Below are 17,195 nucleotides of genomic sequence, written 5' to 3'. Positions count from 1 at the left end.
ACGGGCCCACCCGTTACTTGGGTACCGATTTGGGCCCACGGGCCCATCTCGGGCACCCGCCCCGTCCCTAACCTCTGGAAGCTCCAGTGGAGTTGAGCGACAGACGACGGGGGACGGGGAGACATGACCTCGATCGGGGGAACGGGCGGGGGAGTCGGCGGGCCGAGCGGGCGGCGCGAGATGCCCGCCCCGCTCGCCACCGCACTGGTACTGGTCCACGCACTCTTCGCCGTCACCGTCGTCGGCGGCCTCGGCGTCCTCCTGACCGCCGCGTCGTACGACACGCTCGACGGCCAGGTAGTCGCCCTCGTCGCCTACGCCGCCGCGCCGGGCGTCCTCGGCTGGTGGCTGGCCCGCCGCAGCTGGGAGGGCGGGACCCGGGTCCGGCTCGGACTCCTCGCCGTACAGGGCTGGTTGATCCTCGGCGCCGTCGTCAACGTCACCTCCGGATCCGCCCGCGGCAGCCTCCAGCTCTTCCTCCCGATCGTCATCGCGTTCCTCCTGTTCCGCCCGGAGAGCCGCGAGTGGTACGGCCTCGCCGGACTGGAACGCGTCGAGCGCCGTCCCTTCTCCCTTGCCCGGCTGATCCGTTGGCGCCGGGACGAGGGCCAGACGGCGATCGAGTACGCCGGCTTCATCGCGATCGTCGCCGCCATCATCACGGCCCTGCTGGTCACCGGCCTCGGCACCCAGATCTTCAGCGGCATCCAGTCGGAGGTCTGCAAGGTAACCGGCATGTCCTGCGGCACAGCCACAGCCACAGCCACAGGCACCAGCACCACAACCACCGAGACCGACACAACGGGAGCCGACAAGCCCACCCCAGCCGCCGACAAGAAGGACGACAAGGGCGACGGAAGCAACGGAGATGGCGACGACGGCTGCTTCTCCGGCGTGGGCGCCTTCTTCGGCTGCGCCGGCGACCAGGTCAAACAAGTCGGCCAGGGCCTCTTCGTGGACGGCGTCTGGGGTGACCTCACCGGTATCTACGACATGGTCCGCCACCCCATCGACACCGTGAAGGGCATCGGCGACTACGGCAAACAGCTCGGCGACGACTGGTCCAAGAACTCCAAGGACGCCGGAAAGAAGTGGTCCGACGGCGACTACGGCGGCGCCCTGTGGGACTGGACGAGCGCTTCCGCGAAGACGGGCGGCACGGTCCTCTACGACCTGTTCATCGGCGACGACGTGGCCAAGGACTGGAAGAACGGCGACAAGACCCGCGCCGTCACCCACGTCCTGTGGAACGTCGGCTCCCTCTTCATCCCGGGCTATGACGGCGCCAAGATCGTCGAAAAGGTCGGCGACCTCGGCAAGATCGGCAAGTTGGGCAAGCTCGGCGAACTCGCCGAAAAGGCGGCCAAGGCAGCGGAGGACGCGAAGAAGGCGGCCAAGGCCGGGGACGTGGCGGGCGCCGAGAAGGCGGCGAAAGACGCCGACGACGCGGCGGACGCGGCCGAGAAGAAGGCCCGCGAGTCCGGCTGTGTCATCGGCGCCCCGACGCGCCGGATCCCCTACGGCGGCAGCGGTGGCCCCGCGCTCGGCGGCACCGGCACCGGCACCACGGTCCTGGCCGCCGGCAGCTCGCCCTACGTCGTACTCGCTCAGGGCAAGAACTGCGACGAGGACGCCGAGAAGGAGGCGGAGGAGGCCCGCAAGGAGGAGCGGGAGGCCTATCTGGCGAAGAAGCGGGCGGAGGAGCCCGGGCGCGCGGCGAAGGCCGCGGAGAGCAAGAAGCAGTACCCCGACCCCAGGCACAACGACACCTCCGACCCGCGCAACTACAACCCGCCGGACTGGGCCGCCGACCTGAAGAACCGCACGCTCGGCGACGCCGACAGCGGCGACGGCTACTGGGCGAGCCGCGACCGCAACCCCGCGCCCAACTGGAAGAACGAGTCGTGGCTCCGCTACCAGGAGCAGGTCACCGGCACGGTCCGCGGCGAGGAGTACGTGGTCCCGTACCCCAAGGAGGGGGTGCCCGACGTCGAGTTCGACGGCTGGGACGCGGGCAGGCAGACGTACCTGGAGGCCAAGAACGGCTATGAGGGCTACCTCTCCAAGTCCAGCCAGGGGGAGTTGACCCAGTCCGGGAAGACCGAGTTCGTCACCGAGGCGCGGCGGCAGATCGCCGCGGCGGGCGGCAAGACCGTCGAATGGCACTTCTCCAACGCGGACGTGGCCAAGGCGGCCAGGCGGGCGTTCCGCGACGAGGGGCTCGACGTCACGGTCGTCTATGAGAAGCAGAAGCCGGTCGGCGGAACACGCAAGCCGGGCGCGTTCGACTAGCTCGACTAGGGTGACGGCAGCCGGCGGACGGCAGCCGGACCCGCTACGACACCTGACTACGACGGAGGCGGAGAAGGAGATGCGACGTCTGGTGCGGGGCTTCTGGGGCCCCAGGGAGGAGTCGGTCGAGGAGCTGGCCGATCGCTGGGCGGCGACGCTGGACCGGCTCGCCCTGCTCCTCCCGGAAGCCGCTCTGCCCGGGGAATGGAACGTGGTCCGCGCGTCGGGCGGCCCGGCCACACCGCTGTCCACGGACGCGGACACGCACAGTCTGCGTGCCGTCCTCCAGGCCGCCCGCGCCGCCGACGACTGGGCGAAGGGAACCGGCACGGCGCTCCGGCTCACCGCCGCGGGCGCACCGGGTTGGACGGTCGAGGTGAGCGGACTGGCGGGCGGAGACTCCGAGTTCCTGCTCCAGTCGCTGGTGATCGGCATCCGCCCGCCGGCCGGCGCGGCACTCCCCGCCACCGAACTCCTCACCGCCGTGGCCGAGTTCTGGGCGCCCGACTTCGGCGACGTGACCGACGACGACGTACTGGACGCCCTGGAGGACGAGGCCGAGTACCGCGTCGGTGAGCCGTGCGTCGGCCGGGTCGGCTATCTCTCCCCGGCGCGCGGCGAGTTGGTGCCGGACGATCTGACCGCGGCGCGCACGGCGGTGCCGGGCGGCGGCCTGCTGCTCGACATCGCGGCGGAGGGCCACGTGGACACCGTCGTCCGGGCCTTCGAACGGCTGCGGGAGACCGGGGCGCTACGGCCCCTGCCGCGCCCCATGGACCGGGCCACGCTGTGACCGCCGGCGCCGGAGAGCCGAGGCTGCCCGACCGGGCGCTCTCGCACCTCGACGCGCTGCTCACCGGACCCCTTCCGGCGACCGGGCCGACAGTGAGCGAGGGCGATCCGGCCACGGGGGAGTGGACCAGGACCGGAGGCGAGGGTTTCGTGATCGCCCCCCTCCTGGTCGGCAAGCCCCTCACCGGCGTGTACGCACCCGAGTGGAATGCGGCGGAGGAGACGGCCGAGGCCCAACTGACTGTCCTCATCGGCGAATTGGACCGCCGCTTCGGCCCGCACCGCGAAGTAGCCATGCGCGTACCGCTGTTCCGCAAGATCACGGGAGACCCGATGCCCGCACTCTTCCAAGCGCTGTGCGACGAGGACCTGCTGGGCGACCTGACGGTCTGGGGACCACTGCCGAACGCCCCGCGATCGACCGCACGCTGGCTGGCCGTCTCCCTCAACCAGTCCGACGCCGACGCACCCATGATCCTCTGCGCCGCCGTCACCGACCACCCGATCACCGAGCTGCGGGAAACAGGGTGACGATGCCTACTCCGTCTCCACCGTCACCCGAACCCCCACCCCCCACCCCGCCATGACCCCCGCCTCCGCCTCCAGCACATGTCGGGACCGGAGCCGCGGCAGGCCCAGGCGTCCCGGCTTCATCGTGTGGACGGCGACGATCTCCAACTTCCGGTTCAGGTACGCCACATCGATCGGGAAGCGCATCCGGAACGTGTGCACGCTGCTCGCCGGTGAGAGCAGCATCGCCCCGTCGATCCCGTCCCGGCCGAGCAGACCCTTCGTGCGGGCCCGGTAGGAGGTCGCGAGCTCCAGCGGAACGGTGACCGCGCCCGCGGCCCCCCGCACGATCAGCGTTCCCCGCCCGTCACTCCACCGTCGTCCCATACCGGGCCACCTTTCCACGTCACCGCCACTCCGGATCCATATCCGTCCCATCCGGTGTCGGCCGACCGTATCCGTCCCCGACTGGGCCCCACATGGGCCCACGGACCCATGTCCCGCCCGCCGCCACCCGGATATCGTCCCCGCGTGCGCCTGATTCTGATCGTCGTGGGTGCCCTGTGGGGCGCGTGGTCGGGCATCCTGCTGCCCCGCGCCGCCCACCGCCTCTCCGTCGAGGCCGAGGAACCCTGGCAGGGACACTGCCCCGACGGCCACCCGATCAAGGGCCCGTTCGACGGCTGGCTGGGCCGCGCCCGCTGCGAGGGGACCGGCGGCATCGGCATCAGCACTTACGGCCCCAGCACCCCCGCCGTATCCACCGTCACCGCCCTCGTCTGCGCGGGCCTCGCCGCGGCCACCGGCCCCCACCCCGAACTCGCCGTCTGGCTGCTCGCAGCGCCCGTCGCCGTTCTCCTCGCGCTCGTCGACTACCGCGTGCACCGCCTCCCCGACGTCCTCACCCTCCCCCTCGCCGCCGCGACCCTCGCTCTCCTCGGCGTCGCGGCCCTGCTGCCCGCCGACGCCGGCTCCTGGCTCACCGCCCTGCTCGGTGGACTCGCCCTCGGCGCCGGGTACTTGGTGCTGTATCTCATCAACCCCGCCGGCATGGGCTTCGGCGATGTGAAGCTCGCCCTCGCCCTCGGCACGGCCCTCGGCTGGTACGGCTGGCCGGTGCTCGTGACGGGGGCCTTCGCGGGGGTGCTGTACGGCGCGCTGTACGGCCTCGGCATGGTCGCGCTGCGCCGGGCGGGCCGTAGGACGGCGATTCCGCTGGGGCCGTTCATGCTCGGCGGCGCGTTCACGGGCGTGGTGCTGGGAGCGTTGGCGGTGGCGTGAGACGGTGATGGACCCGGTTCTGAACGAGGTGACGTACCCGTGCGGAAGATCTCCTACATGATGTCCGTGTCCCTCGACGGTTTCCTGGAGGGCCCCCGACCGGGACATCAGCTGGCATCTGGTCGACGACGAACTCCACCAGCACATGAACGACACCCTCCGGCCCATGGGCGCCTTCCTCGACGGCCGGGTCACCCACGAACTGATGGCCGCCTACTGGCCCACCGCCGACGCCGACCCGGACGCCTCCGCCGTCACCGCCGAGTTCGCCGCGATCTGGCGGGACAAGCCGAAGACCGTGTACTCGCGGACCTTGCCCGCCGGTCCCGCCGAGTGGAACACGACCATCGTGTCCGAGGTCCTCCCCGAGGAACTGCGCGCCCTCAAGGAACAGCCCGGCGGCGACCTCTGCCTCGGCGGCGCCGACCTCGCCGCCACCTTCCTCCGGCTCGGCCTCGTCGACGAGATCAAGGTGTACGTCCACCCGGTCCTCATCGGCCGCGGGAAGCGGATGTTCCCCAAGGCCGACACCCACACCGCGCTCCGCCTCGTCGAGAACCGCGCCTTCGGCAACGGGGTCGTCCTGCTGCGCTACGAGCGGGTCGCCCCGTAAATCCGTTGTCCGCCGTGCTCCCACCGGATAGGAAGAACCCATGACTGGACTCGGCGCTGTGTTCCGTCCCCAACTTCCCCCCGAGCGACTCCGTGCGGTGGTCGAACTCGCCGACGCCTCGGGCCTCGAAGAGCTCTGGCTGTGGGAGGACTGCTTCCGCGAGGGCGGGATCTCGGCCGCGGCGGCGGCGCTCGCCTGGAGTGAGCGGGTGCGGATCGGCGTCGGACTGCTCCCGGTCCCGCTGCGGAACGTCGCGATCACCGCGATGGAGGCCGCCACGCTGTACCGGCTGTTCCCGGGGCGCCCGATCCTCGCCGTCGGCCACGGCGTCCAGGACTGGATGGGCCAGGTCGGCGCGCGCGCCGAGTCCCCGGTGACCCTGCTGCGCGAGCATCTCGACGCGCTGCGCGCCCTGTTGCGCGGAGAACGGCTCACGGTCCAGGGACGCTACGTCAAGCTCGACGACGTAGGCCTCGACTGGCCGCCGGCCGGTCCCGTCGAGATCCTCGCCGGCGCCGGCGGCCCACGCACCCTCCGCCTCTCCGGAGCCTCGGCGGACGGTACGGTCCTCACCGCCTCCACCGCACCGGACGGCGTCCGACGGGCCCGCCAACTCATCGACGAGGGACGGGAGTCGGCGGGCCGTACCGACACGCACAAGGTCGTCGTCTATCTCCTCACCGCCACCGGGCCCGGCGCCGCCGCCCGACTCCGCGCCGAACTCGCCGAAGAGGGCCTGGAGTCGGTCCCCGACCTCGGTGTCGCCGGCGACGCGGACGCCGTCGCGAAGGCCGTCCAACGCCTCGCCGAGGCCGGCGCCGACACGGTCGTCCTCCAGCCCACCGGCGACGAACCCGACCCGGAGGCCTTCGTACGCTTCGCGGCGGAGGAGGTCAGGGCACTCGTCCCCTGACCGTTCCGCGCTGCTTCGAAAATCGGCAGCGCCCACGGACACCGCCCTGCGACCATCGCCCCATGGGCAACAGCAGGAGCTTTGAGGATCTTGTCGCGGAAGGGGCCGCCGTCCCCACCGAGGGCTGGGACTTCTCGTGGTTCGAGGGGCGGGCCACCGAGGCACGTCCGTCGTGGGGGTACGCGCGCACGGCCGGGGACCGGCTCACCTGGGCGAACACCGCCCTGGACGTCCAGACCGGGGGAGGGGAGGTCTTCGACTTCGCCCTGAGCCGGGCCGCCGTCCAGCCCCCGATGATGGTCGCCGCCACCGAGGGCTGGCCGCCGAACGTCGCCAAGGCCACCGCCCTGCTCCGCTCGCGCGGGGTCGTGGTGGTCGCGGCGGCCGAGGACGCCCCGCTGCCCTTCGCCGACGCCGCCTTCGACCTCGTCCTGAGCCGTCACCCGGTCCGCGCCCACTGGCCCGAGATCGCCCGCGTCCTGCGCCCCGGCGGCACCTACTTCGCCCAACACGTGGGCCCCCGCAGCGCGTTCGAACTCGTGGAGCACTTCCTCGGCCCCCAGCCGGAGGCCGTGAGCGGTGCCCGCGACCCCGAGCGCGAGCGGGCCGGCGCCGAGGCCGCGGGGCTCGAGGTCGTCGGCCTGCGGGCCGAGCGGCTGCGCATGGAGTTCTACGACATCGCGGCCGTCGTGCACTTCCTGCGCAAGGTGATCTGGATGGTCCCGGACTTCACGGTCGAGGCCTACGAGCCCCAACTCCGGTCCCTGCACGAGCAGATCGAGGCCACGGGCCCGTTCGTGACCCACAGCACCCGGCACCTCTTCGACGTACGCAAGCCGCTCGCGTGACGCGCGGCTGATTCAGGCATGCGGTCCGGAGGTCACCTTCCCGATCACCAACTCCGCCCGCGCCTCCAGCACGTCGCCCACCCGTTCCGCCCGCTCGCCCAACTCCCGTTCCTGGCGCGCCGAGAGCTTCCCCAGCGGCTCCACGGTGACGGTCGTACGCCGTCCGCGTCTGCGCTGGTGCCAGACCCCGGCCACCACCCCGTCGACCAGCAGCACGGGGTAGTTGCCGGCCTGCCCGCCCGCCAGCGCCCGCCGGTACGCGGCACCCGGGAACAGCGTCTCGCGGGGCTGGGCGGCGATGACGTAGGCGTCGAAGTAGGGGAGGAGGCGCACGCCCCGGACGGGTTCCTCGGGGAACGACGTGTCGCCCGCCGCCAGCCACGCGCGCGTGCCCTCGAAGTCGACGTCCTCGATTCCGCCCTCGGCGGCGCAGGTCTCGAAGAGCGCCGTCGCCCAACCTCCGGGCGCCGCGAGCCATTTGGCGAAATCCGGTGGGGTCGCCGGGCCGTAGGCGCGCAGATATCGCCGTACGAGGGTGCGCAGGGCCTCGGCCGTGGAGAGGGGGGTGAAGCGGGGCGGGCGGGTGTAGGTGACTTTGCGCCCGCGGTTCGGGCCGAAGCACAGGGCGCCGGACTGGCCGGCCCGGTGCAGGACCTGGCGCCAGCGCGGCCACAGGTCCTGGAAGGCCGGCATCACCCGGTCGCCGGCCCACGGGCCGGTGCGGGCGACGACCGCCTCGTCGAGTTCGTCGATGGTCAGGGTCCGGCCGTCCAGGGCGTCGGCGACGGCCGCGACCACCTCGGTGGCCCGTGTCTCGGTGAGCCGGATGTCGGGGGCGAACCGGCCCGTGCCCGGGATCGCGGTCAACGCGGCGCTCCACAGCGGGAGTTCGGCGGTGGGCAGCAGATGGACGGTCCCGCGCGGGCCGTGGGTCTTGACGAGGGAGGCGGGCGAGCCGTCGGCCTGCCACAACGCCGTTCGCACGTCCGTCCGGGTCCGCCCGGCGGCCCGTACCCCCACCGACACCTCGGCCGCCGACAGCACCTGCGCGTGGGCGGCGAGCATCGACGCCACGACGTCGGCGACCGGTGTGCCGGTCCCGGCCGGCCTGTCCAGGAACTGCCGTTCGAGACGGCGGGCGCTCGCCATGGTCCAAGTGATCTTCACGGTCATGGCGCGACGCTAGGCCCGAAGTAGGTCACCGGACGTCCTCCACTCCTTCACGCGGTTTCCACATCGTTATCGAGATCGACTCGCGTTCCGGCCATCTCCTCACGTAAGTTCGGACCAAGGTAATTCGCGTGAGCAAAGCTGCGCGGTCGGCACCGCGCGGTGGAGGGGGCTGCGCGGTGCCCCTGCCCCGTCAAGCGGATGTTCGCCGGCGGTGTCACCCCTGCGAGCGACACGCCGGGGGGTGGCGGAAAACCTCCACGTCCTCCTCTGAATCCGCTGTGAACCGGCCATGATCAGGGCTGGAATCAGGGCTTCCGGACCCCTCGACGTGTTGTCGGCCGACTTCGGAGAGTAGTTGTGGCACGCCGATGCACGCAGCATCACTTACGAAGGGTTATGGTGGAAACCCCCCCTCGGGCCGGTCCGTATCCCCCCCACGGACCGGCCCGATTTTTTGTGCCCCGCGGTGACGACCCCCCGCGCCTCCTGCACCCCCCCGGCACCGTCCCCGCACCGGCCGACGCCGAGCCCGACCTTCGTGCCGAACCGGGATGAGCCCAGACACCCCTTGGGGGAACCGGGCTCCGGCGGGGGTAGGCTTCGACGCCGGGGACTGCCATCCACGGAGGGGCTGACAACACGTGAACGTGCGCGACACCCTGCGCCGCCTGCTGGTCAGGTTCTACGCACGCAGGGTGGGAGGCCATCTCGACCACGCGTCGGTGCCCAAGCACATCGGCGTCATCATGGACGGCAACCGGCGCTGGGCGAAGGCCGCGGGTTCCACCACCGTCCAGGGGCACCAGGCCGGCGGCGACAAGATCGAGGAGTTCCTCGGCTGGTGCAGCGAGACGGACGTCGAGGTCGTCACCCTCTGGCTGCTGTCGACGGACAACTTCGACCGCCCGCAGGAGGAGCTCGGCCCGCTGCTCGGCATCATCGAGAACGTCGTCAGTTCCCTTGCCGCGGACGGCCGTTGGCGCGTCCACCACGTCGGCACCCTCGACCTGCTGCCGTCCGGGATGCAGTCCGTCCTCAAGGAGGCGGAGGAGTCCACCGCGCACATCGACGGGATACTCGTCAACGTCGCCATCGGCTACGGCGGCCGGCAGGAGATCGCCGACGCGGTCCGCTCGATGATCCTGGACGCCGCCGACAAGGGCACCTCGCTGGAGGAGCTCGCCGACCACGTGGACGTCGAACTCATCGGCAAGCACCTCTATACGGGCGATCAGCCCGACCCCGATCTGGTGATCCGTACCAGTGGGGAGCAGCGGCTGTCCGGATTCATGCTCTGGCAGACGGCCCACTCCGAGTACTACTTCTGCGAAGTCTTCTGGCCCGCCTTCCGCAAGGTCGACTTCCTGCGCGCGATGCGCGACTACGCGGCGCGACACCGACGTTACGGCGGATGACCGGCAAGGCGCCCCGAGTACCCCGTTTGGTGCACAAGTAACAAGGAGTTCACCAGGGCGTCGTCATATGCCGTGGCATGGCGGCGCATGTTCGAGGGCATAAGCCAAGCAGGTCGACGCCCGAACCACGGGTGTCGTATCTCAGCGGACGGCACGGGGCCGTCCGCCCGGGAGGCCCTTTGCACCAGCCCGACCGTGCGGTCAGTACGGACGAGACGGAGGGCCGGTCCCCGGCCCGCGCACTGCGGTCCGGACCGGTCCAGCTCCTCTCCGTCGCTCCCCGACCTCTTCCGAGGGGGTACGTCCTTCCGTGGTGACCAGCACAAAGCGCCGCCTGCCTGACCGGCGCACCTATGTTCTCGACACCAGCGTTCTGCTGGCCGACCCGAACGCACTGAACCGCTTCGACGAGCACGAAGTCGTGCTGCCGATCGTCGTGGTCACAGAGCTGGAGGCCAAGCGGCACCATCCCGAACTCGGCTACTTCGCCCGGCAGGCCCTGCGCCTGCTCGACGAGTTCCGGGTCCGGCACGGTCGCCTCGACGCCCCCATCCCGATCGGGGAACTCGGCGGCACCGTCAGGGTCGAGCTCAACCACTCGGACCCCAGCGTGCTGCCCAGCGGGTACCGCCTGGGGGACAACGACTCCCGCATCCTCGCGGTCGCCCGCAATCTGCAGGCCGAGGGGTACGACGTCACCGTCGTGTCGAAGGACCTTCCGCTCAGGATCAAGGCCTCGTCCGTCGGACTCCTCGCCGAGGAGTACCGCGCGGAACTGGCCATCACGGGCTCCTCCGGCTGGACCGGAATGTCCGAACTGACCCTGCCGGGCGAACAGGTGGACATCCTCTTCGAGGAGGGCCACGTCTACGTCCCGGAAGCGGCCGACCTTCCCGTGCACACCGGACTGACCATCCAGTCCGAGCGCGGCAAGGCACTGGGCCGTGTCACCGCCGACGGCAACGTCCGGCTGGTGCGCGGCGACCGGGAGGCCTTCGGCATCAAGGGCCGCAGCGCGGAACAGCGCATCGCGCTGGATCTGCTGCTCGACCCGGACATCGGGATCCTGTCCATGGGAGGCCGGGCCGGCACCGGCAAGTCCGCGCTCGCGCTCTGCGCGGGCCTGGAGGCGGTCCTGGAGCGCCGCCAGCACAAGAAGGTCATGGTCTTCCGGCCGCTGTACGCGGTGGGCGGACAGGAACTGGGCTATCTGCCCGGCTCCGAGGCCGACAAGATGGGCCCCTGGGCCCAGGCGGTCTTCGACACGCTGTCCGCGGTCACCAGCCGCGAGGTCATCGAGGAGGTCACCGCCCGCGGGATGCTCGAGGTCCTGCCCCTCACCCACATCCGCGGACGCTCGCTGCACGACGCGTTCGTGATCGTGGACGAGGCGCAGTCCCTGGAGCGGAACGTCCTGCTGACCGTTCTGTCCCGAATCGGTGCCAATTCACGGGTGGTTCTCACCCATGACGTGGCCCAGCGGGACAATCTGAGGGTCGGCCGCTACGACGGTGTCGTCGCCGTGGTGGAGAAGCTGAAGGGCCACCCGCTCTTCGCGCATGTGACCCTCACGAGGTCCGAGAGGTCCCAGATCGCGGCGCTTGTGACCGAAATGCTGGAGGACGGCCAAATCTGAGGTAGTTGCAGGTCAGTTGGCGCCGCCCCGCAAAGCCAAGGAGCTTAGCGGGGCGGCGCTTTGGCGTCCTGCTGTTTCTCCAAATCCCCTGGGGCAAACGGGATGTGAGCTTTCACACGCAACTCAGAATTGCCACCCGGCGTCCGGTTACGGCAGAGTCTCACTCCTGTCAGGCCCCGCATACGACACACGTGTACCCCCAGCGGTACGCACCAACTTGAGCATCACAGCCAACTCCACAGCGAAGTCGTATGCCGCCCGCTTCTTCACGCGGCACTCCCCGAGCGGGAGTTGCCCACCGGGCCCGTGCCTCCCGTGACCCCGTAGGTGGGAGGCCAGCGTTCAGGGGCACGATTGCGTCCGCCAGGGTCACCGAAGCGGACGATGCTGGAAGGAAACCGTGTGAGCCGGATTTCGGTCCGGGGATTCGCAGTGGCCTCGGCCACCGCGGTCACCGCCGTCGGAAGCGTCGTGGGCGTTGCCTCTGGCAGCGTCGCTCAGGCGCAGAACAATGACGCCGAGACGACGGCAGCCGACACCACGCTCCTGGCGGACATCCCCACGGGCCAGCAGGCCCAGGTGCAGACCGCCTCCTTGACGCAGCAGGCCGACGCCCAGGCGATCCAGGCCGACGCGAGCGCCAAGAAGGACGCCGAGGAGTCGGCCCGCCTGGCCGCCGCGAAGACCGCGGTCGCCAAGAAGGCCGCAGCCGAAAAGGCGGAGAAGGACGCGAAGGAGCGCGCCGCGGCGAAGTCCGCGGCCAGCCGTTCCTCCTCCAGCTTCCCCGTGCAGAGCTCGTACACGGTCTCGCAGATCCAGGCCATGGCCGCCCAGATGGTGCCGAGCGGCCAGTTCCAGTGCTTCAGCAACATCGTGTCGCACGAGTCCGGCTGGAACTACCACGCCGTCAACGCCTCCTCCGGCGCCTACGGTCTCTTCCAGGCACTCCCCGCCTCCAAGTACTCCTCGGCGGGCTCCGACTGGCAGACCAACCCCGCCACCCAGATCAAGTGGGGCCTCAACTACATGGACAGCCGCTACGGCAGCCCGTGCGAGGCCTGGTCGTTCTGGCAGGCGAACAGCTGGTACTAGTCGTACGCCCGGTTCCGGGCCGCTCAACCTCTGAAGGCCCCTCCCCGTCCTAGGGGGAGGGGCCTTCGCCCTGTACGGTCGGACACGCAACGGCTCCAAGGGGGAGTGGGGTGGGGACAGACGGGGGAAGAGGGCGGATCATGTCGCGAGTGCCAGGGTGGCTCGGCCGGCTCGGCAACGGGCTGAGCGAGATGGGGGAGCGCTTGGACGAGCGCCGTGCCGAGGTGGAGAAGGAACACTCCGACGCCGGGCCCGAGTTGCCGGCCGCCGACCCCGAACCCCCGGAGCGCGTACCGGTACCCGTCCCGATCGACCGTGACCGCCCCGAGCCGGCGCTCGCCGTGCCGTGGGGTGTGCGGGTGGCCGCCGAGGCGGGCTGGCGGCTGCTGATCCTGGCCGGCACGGTCTGGGTGCTGATGCGCGTCATCAGCGCCGTCCAACTGGTGGTCCTGGCCTTCGCCGCGGCCCTCCTCATCACGGCACTGCTCCAGCCGACGGTGGCCGCCCTGATCCGCTACGGCTTTCCGCGCGGGGTCGCCACGGCCCTCACCGCGATCCTCGGCTTCGTCGTGATGGGCCTGATCGGCTGGTTCGTGACCTGGCAGGTCATGGCCAACATCGACAACCTCTCCGACCAGGTCCAGAACGGCGTCGACGATCTGCGCAACTGGCTGCTCAAGGGCCCGTTCCACGTCACCGAGAAGCAGATCAACCAGATCGCCAAGAACCTCCGCGAGGCCATCGGCGCCAACACCGACCAGATCACCTCGGCCGGCCTGGAGGGCGTCCAGGTCATCGTGGAAGCCCTGACCGGCATCCTGCTGACGGTCTTCTCGACCCTCTTCCTTCTCTACGACGGCCCGCGGATCTGGCAGTGGACCCTGAAGCTGGTGCCCGCGGCGGCCCGGCCGGCGATGGCGGGCGCGGGCCCTCGCGCCTGGCGCACCCTCACCGCCTACGTCCGGGGCACGGTGATAGTCGCCCTGATCGACGCCATCTGCATCGGCATCGGCATCTACTTCCTCGGCGTGCCGATGGCCGTGCCGCTCGCCGTCTTCATCTTCCTGTTCTCGTTCATCCCGCTGGTCGGCGCGGTCGCCTCCGGCGCGCTGGCGGTCGTCGTCGCACTGGTCACCCAGGGCGTCGTCGTGGCCCTCTTCACCCTGGGCGTCGTTCTCGCCGTCCAGCAGATCGAGGGCCACATCCTCCAGCCCTTCATCCTGGGCCGCGCGGTCCGGGTCCACCCCCTCGCGGTGGTCCTCTCGGTCGCCGCGGGCGGCATGATCGCGGGCATCGGCGGAGCGGTGGTGGCAGTCCCACTGGTCGCGGTCACCAACACGGTGGTGAGCTACCTGAAGGCCTACGCCCAGGGCACGGAGCCGGCCCCTCGGCTTTCGCCCAAGCCGAGGGGGGCTACGGCGGTCGAACACCCACCGTCGGACCAGGCCCCGTAAACGACATTTCCCACCCACCCACCGGTTCACCGTCAGTCGAGAGGTTCCAGTAACCCCTCCACCACCGCCGCGATCTTGAACGCCTCGGCGACGAGAACCTGTCACCGACGGTGAGCACATGCACTCCTCGCAGCGGAAAAAACCCAAGCGGAATGAGTGCTTCTCGTGGGCTGGTCGGCCCCGATCCCGTCCCAACGTGCATTGATTGTGGGAATAGCTACACTGGGGTGCGTTGATCGGAGGCGGCTATCAGTGACTGTTGGTAATACAAGTAAGAGACGCCAGCCCAGCCTGGCCCAGTTGCGCGCCTTCTCCGCGGTCGCCGAACACCTCCACTTCCGGGACGCGGCCGCCGCGATCGGCATGAGCCAGCCCGCCCTCTCCGGTGCCGTCGCCGCCCTTGAGGACACCCTCGGCGTGACCCTCCTGGAGCGCACCACCCGCAAGGTGCTGCTCTCGCCCGCCGGCGAGCGGCTCGCCGTACGGGCGAAGGCGGTGCTGGAGGAGGTCGGGGCGCTGCTGGCGGAGGCGGAGGCCGTGCGGGCGCCGTTCACCGGGGCGCTGCGCCTCGGGGTCATCCCGACCGTCGCGCCGTATCTGCTGCCGACCGTGCTGCGGCTGGTGCACGACCGGTACCCGGACCTCGACCTCCAGGTGCACGAGGAGCAGACCGCGAACCTGTTGGAAGGGCTGACCACCGGACGCCTCGACCTGCTGCTGCTCGCCGTGCCCCTCGGGATGCCCGGAGTGGTCGAACTCCCGCTGTTCGACGAGGACTTCGTGCTCGTCACACCGCTCGGCCATCCGCTCGGCGGGCGCAGCGGCATCCCGCGCGAGGCGCTGCGGGAGCTGAACCTGCTGCTCCTGGACGAGGGGCACTGCCTGCGCGACCAGGCCCTCGACATCTGCCGCGAGGCGGGCCGCGTGGACGCCCCGGTCACCACGACGGCCGCCGGACTCTCCACGCTCGTGCAGCTCGTCGCCGGCGGGCTCGGGGTCACGCTGCTGCCGCGTACCGCCGTACGGGTCGAGACCACCCGCAGCGACCAACTCCTCACCGGCTACTTCACCGAGCCCGCCCCGACCCGCCGGATCGCCCTCGCGATGCGCACCGGAGCCGCCCGCCGCGCCGAGTACCAGGAGCTGGCCGCCGCCCTCCGCGAGGCCCTGCGACCGCTGCCCGTACGGGTGTTGGGCACCGGCAACTGAGCCGTCCTCGTTCGGTCAAATGAGCGTCGGACAAAGGAAATCGAACGGCGGGAATTCTCAACTTCCGTCACCCGCAGGCAGGTAGGAAGAACCCCGCCGGAATATGCGCTCGGACTGATACACCTTCACCCCTCAGCGCTACACGTCAGGTGCGTGTACGAAAAGCCTAGGGGAGTGATGTCGGGCATTCGGGATTCCCTCGGCCGGGTCGGTCACGACCTGCTCGCGGCGGCTCTTTCGGCCTGTGGGCGCGAGGAGTTCACCGGGGGACTGCGGGTGTCCGGCAGACCCGGCGGGATCTTCCATCTGCGCGGCGGGCTCGTCATCGCGGTGGAGAGCCCCGGCGCGCCCGGCCCCGAGGCACTGCTGCTGCGCTCCGGCCGGGTCACCGGCGAGCAATGGGCCGAGCTGGTAAGGGAGTCGGGCGGTTCGCGCTGGCCGGTGGCCGGACTGATCGCCCACGGGTACGCGGGCGCCGCCCAGTTGCGGATCGTGTGTGTGCTGGCCCTGCACGACGCGGCCTTCGCGGTCGTCGCCGGAGACGTCGACCACTGCGAACGCGCCCCGGACGTACGGCCGTTGGCCCCCGTCGGCATCGGCGAACCCCCGATCCGGCTGCTCCAGGACGGGGCCCGCAGACTCGCCGCGATCGCCGCGCTGCCGTATCCGGTACGGCCCGACCGGGAACGCCCCCGGGCCCCGGCCGGCGGTCTCGACGAGGCCGGACTCGGCATGCTGCAACGGGAGTTGCTCAGTCACGTCGACGGCCGCCGTACCGCCCGCGATCTCGCCTTCCGCACCGGGCGCGGGGTCTACCCGGTCACCGCCGAGGTCGCGCGGATGCTCGCCGAGGGGCTGCTGGAGTGCTCCGACACCCCGGTGTCGATCCCGGTCCGGGTGCCGCCCGAGGGGCCCGTCGTACGCCGTCGTGAACCGGCGCCCGCGCCGCCGCAGTTCACCGCGCCCACCGCGTTGCCCCGCCGGAATCCGGGGGCCAGCGGCATCACCGAATCTCTCGTCCCCGAAAAGAGCGGGGCGGGCTGGAAAGGGTTCTTCCGCCTGCGGAACGGAACCTCGAAATGACCCTGACGACCACATGCGATCAGTTTTAGGGGAGTTGAGTAAGTGGATCACAAAGCCCTGACATTGGAAATGCGCACACTGCGGGAACAGGTGACCGGAATCACCGACACCGCGGTCACGGCGGCCGACGGACTGCTCATCGCGGCCGACACCGCCGACTCGATCGACCCGGAGGTCCTCGCCGCGCTCGCCGCGGCCGGCCTCGGCCTCGCCCGGCGCACCGCCGCGGCCACCGACCGCGGCACGCTGCGCCAGACGGTGACGTACGGCAGTCACGGCTGCGCCGCGACCTACGCCGTCGGCGACACCGCGCTGATGGTGGTGCTCGGCGACGAGGGGATGGACGTGGACCGGCTGCATCTGGCGGCCCGGCCGACGCTCGACCGGATCGAGTCGATCCTCACCGAGAAGGCATCAGAAGGAGTGTGAAGGGATGGCGACGAAGCGTATGACCCCAGGATTCTCCGACCAGGTGATGGGCCTGGTCAAAACCCTCCGGACCGATGCCCCCGACTGTGTGGCCTCGGGCGTGGTCGACATGTCCACCGGCATGCTGCTGTCGTACGAGACCATCGACAACCACCCGCCAGAGGTCCTCGACCTGCTGGCGGGTGCGACCCTCGACCTGTTCCAGGGCCGGACGGTCGTGATGATCGAGGACGTCTTCAAGGAGCGTCGCGGGATCACCAGTGACCATCACTTCTTCCAGGAGATCCTCGTCAACAGCGAGAACCTCACCCATCTGTTCGTGCGGATGACCGAGCAACAGGACGTCGTCGCCGTGGTGGTCTGCCGCAAGTCGGTGAACGTGGGCATGCTCTTCGCCCAAGTCCGGCGCGTGGTGCGGGAGTACGGACTCTGAGGGAAGCGGGCGGGCGGCTGCG

16 protein-coding genes and 1 pseudogene are annotated in these 17,195 nt (G+C 70.6%); 15 read left to right on the top strand and 2 right to left on the bottom strand.

All coding sequences use genetic code 11. The annotated features are described in order from the left end of the window. Positions 1-123 precede the first annotated feature (123 nt). The 3 genes from SSP08S_RS37385 to SSP08S_RS37375 all read left to right on the top strand — a co-directional run bounded on the left by SSP08S_RS37385 (position 124) and on the right by SSP08S_RS37375 (position 3,615). On the top strand, positions 124-2,292 hold the full coding sequence (locus SSP08S_RS37385) for a Tox-REase-5 domain-containing protein (protein WP_026179163.1): 2,169 nt from the start codon (positions 124-126) through the stop codon (positions 2,290-2,292). Positions 2,293-2,371: 79 nt separating this feature from the next. Then, entirely contained in the window at positions 2,372-3,085 is a 714-nt protein-coding gene (locus SSP08S_RS37380) for an Imm52 family immunity protein (protein WP_043259960.1), read from the top strand. Next, positions 3,082-3,615 carry a hypothetical protein gene (locus tag SSP08S_RS37375; protein WP_019072766.1) on the top strand — a complete coding sequence of 178 codons (534 nt, stop codon included), beginning with the start codon at positions 3,082-3,084 and terminating at the stop codon, positions 3,613-3,615. Before SSP08S_RS37380 ends, SSP08S_RS37375 begins: the two co-directional genes overlap by 4 nt. 6 nt (positions 3,616-3,621) lie before the next feature. Here the strand turns inward: SSP08S_RS37375 and SSP08S_RS37370 are convergent, their stop codons facing one another. Further along, a complete protein-coding gene (locus SSP08S_RS37370; protein WP_019072765.1) occupies positions 3,622-3,981 on the bottom strand; it encodes a DUF192 domain-containing protein in 360 nt (119 codons plus the stop codon). Positions 3,982-4,125: 144 nt separating this feature from the next. Between SSP08S_RS37370 and SSP08S_RS37365 the strand changes: the two genes are divergently transcribed. The 4 genes and pseudogenes from SSP08S_RS37365 (at position 4,126) to SSP08S_RS37350 (ending at position 7,249) form a co-directional block, all read left to right on the top strand. After that, complete coding sequence (locus SSP08S_RS37365) at positions 4,126-4,875, top strand: prepilin peptidase (protein WP_019072764.1); 750 nt, start codon at positions 4,126-4,128, stop codon at positions 4,873-4,875. Positions 4,876-4,914: 39 nt separating this feature from the next. Then, positions 4,915-5,488 (top strand): annotated as a pseudogene (locus SSP08S_RS37360) (dihydrofolate reductase family protein). A gap of 40 nt (positions 5,489-5,528) precedes the next feature. Next, on the top strand, positions 5,529-6,401 hold the full coding sequence (locus tag SSP08S_RS37355; protein WP_019072762.1) for an LLM class flavin-dependent oxidoreductase: 873 nt from the start codon (positions 5,529-5,531) through the stop codon (positions 6,399-6,401). Positions 6,402-6,463: 62 nt separating this feature from the next. After that, positions 6,464-7,249: a class I SAM-dependent methyltransferase gene (locus SSP08S_RS37350; protein WP_019072761.1), complete on the top strand. Its 786-nt coding sequence runs from the start codon at positions 6,464-6,466 to the stop codon at positions 7,247-7,249. A 12-nt stretch (positions 7,250-7,261) separates the two neighbouring features. Here SSP08S_RS37350 and SSP08S_RS37345 read toward each other — a convergent pair whose 3' ends face one another. Further along, positions 7,262-8,422 (bottom strand): winged helix DNA-binding domain-containing protein, encoded by a 1,161-nt coding sequence (locus SSP08S_RS37345; protein WP_019072760.1) that lies wholly within the window; start codon positions 8,420-8,422, stop codon positions 7,262-7,264. A 641-nt stretch (positions 8,423-9,063) separates the two neighbouring features. Between SSP08S_RS37345 and SSP08S_RS37340 the strand changes: the two genes are divergently transcribed. The 8 genes from SSP08S_RS37340 to SSP08S_RS37305 all read left to right on the top strand — a co-directional run bounded on the left by SSP08S_RS37340 (position 9,064) and on the right by SSP08S_RS37305 (position 17,173). Next, complete coding sequence (locus tag SSP08S_RS37340; RefSeq protein WP_019072759.1) at positions 9,064-9,837, top strand: isoprenyl transferase; 774 nt, start codon at positions 9,064-9,066, stop codon at positions 9,835-9,837. Positions 9,838-10,147: 310 nt separating this feature from the next. Further along, on the top strand, positions 10,148-11,473 hold the full coding sequence (phoH2, locus tag SSP08S_RS37335; RefSeq protein WP_019072758.1) for an RNA 5'-3' helicase PhoH2: 1,326 nt from the start codon (positions 10,148-10,150) through the stop codon (positions 11,471-11,473). Between the two features lie 402 nt (positions 11,474-11,875). Next, a complete protein-coding gene (locus tag SSP08S_RS37330) occupies positions 11,876-12,565 on the top strand; it encodes an aggregation-promoting factor C-terminal-like domain-containing protein (protein ID WP_019072757.1) in 690 nt (229 codons plus the stop codon). A 140-nt stretch (positions 12,566-12,705) separates the two neighbouring features. Beyond that, positions 12,706-14,019 carry an AI-2E family transporter gene (locus tag SSP08S_RS56635; RefSeq protein ID WP_019072756.1) on the top strand — a complete coding sequence of 438 codons (1,314 nt, stop codon included), beginning with the start codon at positions 12,706-12,708 and terminating at the stop codon, positions 14,017-14,019. Between the two features lie 252 nt (positions 14,020-14,271). Beyond that, complete coding sequence (locus SSP08S_RS37320; protein WP_026179162.1) at positions 14,272-15,228, top strand: LysR substrate-binding domain-containing protein; 957 nt, start codon at positions 14,272-14,274, stop codon at positions 15,226-15,228. 177 nt (positions 15,229-15,405) lie between these two features. Then, positions 15,406-16,311: a hypothetical protein gene (locus SSP08S_RS37315; protein ID WP_019072754.1), complete on the top strand. Its 906-nt coding sequence runs from the start codon at positions 15,406-15,408 to the stop codon at positions 16,309-16,311. Positions 16,312-16,380: 69 nt separating this feature from the next. Beyond that, positions 16,381-16,740 carry a roadblock/LC7 domain-containing protein gene (locus SSP08S_RS37310; RefSeq protein ID WP_019072753.1) on the top strand — a complete coding sequence of 120 codons (360 nt, stop codon included), beginning with the start codon at positions 16,381-16,383 and terminating at the stop codon, positions 16,738-16,740. A gap of 4 nt (positions 16,741-16,744) precedes the next feature. Continuing rightward, positions 16,745-17,173, top strand: a complete 429-nt coding sequence (locus tag SSP08S_RS37305; RefSeq protein WP_019072752.1) for a hypothetical protein — start codon at positions 16,745-16,747, stop codon at positions 17,171-17,173. The last annotated feature ends 22 nt before the right edge of the window (positions 17,174-17,195 follow it).

Origin of the sequence: Streptomyces hokutonensis (assembly GCF_000376565.1) — a bacterium.
Taxonomy (GTDB): Bacteria; Actinomycetota; Actinomycetes; order Streptomycetales; family Streptomycetaceae; genus Streptomyces; species Streptomyces hokutonensis.
Note: the sequence above shows the minus strand (reverse complement) of the source record. Positions and strands in the feature narration are given on the sequence as shown.